This window comes from bacterium (assembly GCA_026398675.1).
Lineage (GTDB): Bacteria > RBG-13-66-14 > RBG-13-66-14 > RBG-13-66-14 > RBG-13-66-14 > RBG-13-66-14.
Genome location: JAPLSK010000285.1, coordinates 1 through 4,341, shown reverse-complemented (window position 1 = coordinate 4,341; position 4,341 = coordinate 1). Strand labels below are relative to the sequence as shown.

6 protein-coding genes are annotated in these 4,341 nt (G+C 66.4%); 3 read left to right on the top strand and 3 right to left on the bottom strand.

What is annotated here, in order from left to right:
• The 3 genes from NTW26_08605 to NTW26_08595 all read left to right on the top strand — a co-directional run.
• Positions 1 to 333 (top strand): sugar nucleotide-binding protein (locus NTW26_08605; GenBank protein MCX7022312.1); only part of this gene is annotated, 333 nt, incomplete at its 5' end.
• Entirely contained in the window at positions 326 to 1,207 is an 882-nt protein-coding gene (locus NTW26_08600; protein MCX7022311.1) for a polyprenyl synthetase family protein, read from the top strand. The genes NTW26_08605 and NTW26_08600, both read left to right, overlap by 8 nt.
• A gap of 238 nt (positions 1,208 to 1,445) precedes the next feature.
• Positions 1,446 to 2,000 carry a hypothetical protein gene (locus NTW26_08595; GenBank protein MCX7022310.1) on the top strand — a complete coding sequence of 185 codons (555 nt, stop codon included), beginning with the start codon at positions 1,446 to 1,448 and terminating at the stop codon, positions 1,998 to 2,000.
• A 61-nt stretch (positions 2,001 to 2,061) separates the two neighbouring features.
• Here the strand turns inward: NTW26_08595 and NTW26_08590 are convergent, their stop codons facing one another.
• From NTW26_08590 to NTW26_08580, 3 genes are all read right to left on the bottom strand, one after another.
• Entirely contained in the window at positions 2,062 to 2,595 is a 534-nt protein-coding gene (locus tag NTW26_08590; protein ID MCX7022309.1) for a hypothetical protein, read from the bottom strand.
• 66 nt (positions 2,596 to 2,661) lie between these two features.
• Positions 2,662 to 3,189 carry a hypothetical protein gene (locus NTW26_08585; protein ID MCX7022308.1) on the bottom strand — a complete coding sequence of 176 codons (528 nt, stop codon included), beginning with the start codon at positions 3,187 to 3,189 and terminating at the stop codon, positions 2,662 to 2,664.
• A 583-nt stretch (positions 3,190 to 3,772) separates the two neighbouring features.
• Positions 3,773 to 4,341, bottom strand: a 569-nt coding sequence (locus NTW26_08580) for an MFS transporter (protein ID MCX7022307.1), incomplete at its 5' end; no start/stop codon positions are given.

Here is a 4,341-nt window from a genome sequence, read left to right as displayed (position 1 = left end):
GCCGTCGTCGCCCTAGTCGGAAAGGCCGACTCCGGCGTCTTTCACCTGACCAACGCGGGGTCGGTCACCTGGCACGACTACGCCCTGCGTCTGGTGGAGGGCCTGGGGCTCGACGTCGAGGTCGTTCCGGTAAGCGCGAAGGAGTCCGCGACCCCGGCGCCCCGCCCGGCCAGGGTCGAGCTGGACCGCTCCGCCGCCGAAGGCTTGGGCGTGGTGATGCGGCCCTGGGACGAGGCGCTCGCGGAGTACCTGGACCGGTGCGGCGATAGGCTGCGCCGGAGCGCGGGGCGGGAACCCAATCCGCCTCCCAACGACGGGGGGTCGGGTGGGTGAGCTCGAATCCTACGCGGCGCGGGTGAAGGGGCTGGTGGACGCCCGGCTGAGATCGCTGGCGGACGCCGACGATCCCCGGTGCGCCAAGCCTCACGCCGCTTTGGGGCATACGGTGGAGGCGGGCGGCAAGCGGCTGCGCCCCGTCCTCTTCTTCGCCGCCTGCGAGGTGTGCGGCGCCAGGCCCGAGCCCTTCCTCGACGCGGCCTGCGCCGTGGAGCTGGTGCACACCGCCGGCCTGGTTCTCGACGACCTGCCCTGCATGGACGATGCCCGGCTGCGGCGCGGACGACCCACCCTCCACGTGCTCTACGACGAGGCGACGGCGGTGCTGGCCGCGGTGGGCGAGCTCATGGCCGCTTTCGAGCTCATCGCGCGCTGCCCCGGCATCCGGCGCGATTTCCTGGCCCGCGACATGGCCGCCGAGCTGGCCCGCGCCGTGGGCCTGGACGGGATGATAGCCGGACAGCAGTTGGATCTGGACTCGTTGGGCCGGCGGCTCTCCATGGACGAGATGGAGTTCGTCCACGCCCGCAAGACCGGCGCCCTATTCACCGCCACCGCCCGCATGGGGGCCCTGGCCGCCGGGGCCTCGGAGCCCGAGATCCAGGCCCTGGAAGCCTACGCCAAGAACCTGGGCCTCGCCTTCCAGATCGTGGACGACATCCTGGACGTCACCGCCACCGCGGAGGAGCTGGGCAAGGACGTGGGCAAGGACGCGGACAAGCCCACCTTCGTCCACCTCTTCGGCCTGGAGACGAGCCGGACCGTGGCCGGGGAGCTGATCGCCACCGCCAAGGGTTCCCTGGGGGTCTTCCGGCGCGGCACCGCCGTCCTTTCGCAGTTGGCGGACTTCGTCCTGGCGCGTAAATCTTGACACTTCTCCGTTTCACTGCTATATTGTCTTAATGCGGGGGCGATGCGGTCGAGCCGGGAACGACGACTCCCCACGGACTCAAGGGGCGATTCGGACGCGATCCGCGGGTTCCCACGCCCGGTCGAGCCGGGAACCCCGACCCTCCCCCGGACGTAAGCGAAGGGCCCCGGGGGGCGAACGCCTCCGCGACGGGTTTTGGTCACGGACCGGAAAAGCCGCCGGTCACCGGAGGACACCAATGCGCAAAGCCATCATCCCAGCGGTCATCCTCGTCCTTTTCGCCGGCCTCGGCTGCGATCTTTTCAGTATCCCGCCGAACGGCAATGGTGATGACCAGGGCGACTGGCAGGAACCGCTCTCGCCCAGGGCCGTCATCGAGGACATCCAGTGGTGCTACAACAACGCGGACGGACCCAAATACTCGATTCTTTTGGACGAGGACAACTTCGTCTTCTACTTCGATCCGTCGGACGTGGGCGGCGATTTGGATATCCCCTCCTCCTGGCTCTACAAACAGGAAATTGATGCCACGCAGAACCTCTTCGTCGCCGTGGGCGCCGCGAACATTGACCTGTCGCTGGACTTCAGCGACAGTGGTAACACCGAGCCCGGCCCCTACGAAACCACGTTCGATATCTACAACGTGGCCTACAGCCTCCGCGTGGTCGAAACGGAAAAGGATATAATCTATCAGGCAGATGAACAGGCCAATTTCAAGCTGTCGAAATTCGCCGACAACATCGGTCTGATGCGCTGGTGGCTCACCAAGTGGTGGGATATAAAAAACGGTTGATCTTCCTGATAAAAAAAAGACGGCCCGCGGGCCGTCTTTTCTTGTATCGCGCGTCATCGGTCTAGCCGGCGATGTCCCACCACTTCCAGAGCCACCACCGCGGCTGTCCCCGCCAGAGGCCGTCGGAGCGCGTGCGGAAGTTGGCGAACCCTTGGGCCCGGTACGTGACGTCCCAGGTGACCACGACCAGGAGGTAGTCCACGCCGTTCAAGTCCCACACCTCGTCGCCCGGCCCCGGCTCCCGCTGGTCCCCGAGCTCCATGGTGAGCGTGATGGCCCCGTCGTCCACGGAATCGAAGAGGTTCTGCGTGGCTTCCAGCTCATCGTCGTAGCCCCAGGAGGTGGGCGCGCCTTGGTCCTGGATGTCCCGGGGGTCGAAGTAGAAGGTGAAGTCCGGATCGAGCATGTCCTTGTAGTAGTTGATGTCCTGCTGGTTGTAGGCCCACTCGATGCCCCGGACGACGCCCGCGGGGCTGGTCGGCTCGGGCGGGGGGTTGGGCTTGGGGTTCCCGGGGATTTCACAGATGCTGAATATGCTCAAGAGGGAGACCTGGGAGAAAAAAAGCGGTAGGGTTCGGCCCGGTCGGCGTTTCATGGCGCCTCCTTCGGTTCACTTTTTCGATATGCGCGAAGGGGTAACGCTCGGGGCATGGGGTCTCCTTTAGGGCAGGTCGGGGCGCTCGAAGCCGGAGAGCTCCGAGAGGCGCCAGCGGGATCCGTCACCGTCGCTTTTTAGCATGAGGAAATCGGCGCGGCCTTCCGCGAGGTAGGTCTTGTCCTCGGTGACGACGCGGAGGGTGTAGTCCACGTCGGGTATCAACCATTCCTCATACCCGGGGCCGGGCTCGGTGTCTGTGCTTTCGCTCAAGTCCAGAGTCAGGTTTATATTACCTTCGCCGCAGGCGGCGCAGAAGTCGGTGAACCGGGCCAGCTCCTCGTCGCGGCCCCACGACCGGTGCTCTTCGAATCCGCCGTGGTCCCGGTCGAGGATGTAGGTGAAGCCGGGGTCCAGGATTTTCGCGTAAAGCGCCTCGTCCTGGTGGTCGTAGCACCACTCGAAGGTTTTAACCAGGCCGAGGGGCGTGTCGGGGGCGGGGGGCTCTTCGGGGGTGGTGGTCGGCAGGCTCAGGCAGCCGACGCCCAGCAAAAAGAGGGCGGTCGGGAGTACGAAAAACGTCCCGTGTCGCATGGCGCCTCCTCCGTCGCTTCGCCTCGTCAAATTCGTCTCGTCAACCGTCGGGGCGAAAGGAAAAAGCGCTCAGGGCACGGGACCGTCCTTCTGGCGGATTCGGGAGGGGTCGGGTCGGGTGTGGGGGGAGGGATTTACCTTTTAATACGCGATTGCACGGAAATGATTCCTTAGTAATTATACACGGTCGGGATTCGAATCCCCACCGCTTTTCATGCAAGATGGTCCTCGCACAGCAAAATGCGATGACGTAGGGCGGCCCCTCTGCGGGCCGCCGCTCTTACATTCGACCCTCACCCTAACCCGTCGGCGCGCCGCTTCCTGGAAGGGAGAGGGGGTATACGGAACCCCTCACCCCGGCCCTCCCCCCAAAGGGGGGAGGGGGCCGCTACACCCCCCTCCCCAGCCCTCACCCCCATCCCCTCTCCCACGGGGAGAGGGGGGCCGCTTTACGCTCCCAGCCTCGACCCTCACCCTAACCCGTAGGCGCGCCTCTCCCTAGAAGGGAGAGGGGACATGCAACGGCCCTCGCCCCGCGATTGCGATGACGTAGGGCGGCCCCTCTGAGGGCCGCTACTCTTACTCAGGCCCCGCGGGGCCGGGCGACCTCGTCGCCGCCGGCCTTCCGCAAGAGGAGCATCGCCACCGCCGCCAGGAGCGAGGTCGCGGCCAAGAGGAGGAACACGTTTTCCAGGCCGGTCTTCTCCGATACCCAGCCCCCGACGGACCCGGCCAGGGAGCCGAAGCCGAAGTTGACGGCGCTGGCCAGGCCGTAGCCCTTCCCGCGGTGGCGGGCGGGCATGAGCCGTCCGACGATGCTGTTGGTGATGGGCTGGGTGGAAAAGACCGCCGCCGCCATGCCGACCGAGATGGCCAGGGTCCACCACCCCCCGGCGAATCGCCCGCCGAGCGCCGCGACGCACGCCGCCGCCGACAGCCAGGTCGCCGAGCGCAGCGGTTTCTTCCTCTCCGCGAGGACGCCCCCGGAGAACTGGCCGAACACCCCGCCCAGGAGCATCACCCCCGCGGCCAGGTTCCCCAGCACCTCCCCGCTCATCCCGGGCAGGTGCAGGTTTTCGCCGAAGAAGAGCGGCATGAAGACGACCATCCCCTGGTAGCTGAAGCCGAGGAGGGCCGCGGCGGCAACGGCGA

Coding starts and splice junctions, on each gene's coding strand:
- NTW26_08585 (MCX7022308.1), bottom strand. CDS start 3,189: ATGCGACACGGGACGTTTTTCGTACTCCCGACCGCCCTCTTTTTGCTG.
- NTW26_08590 (MCX7022309.1), bottom strand. CDS start 2,595: ATGAAACGCCGACCGGGCCGAACCCTACCGCTTTTTTTCTCCCAGGTC.
- NTW26_08595 (MCX7022310.1), top strand. CDS start 1,446: ATGCGCAAAGCCATCATCCCAGCGGTCATCCTCGTCCTTTTCGCCGGC.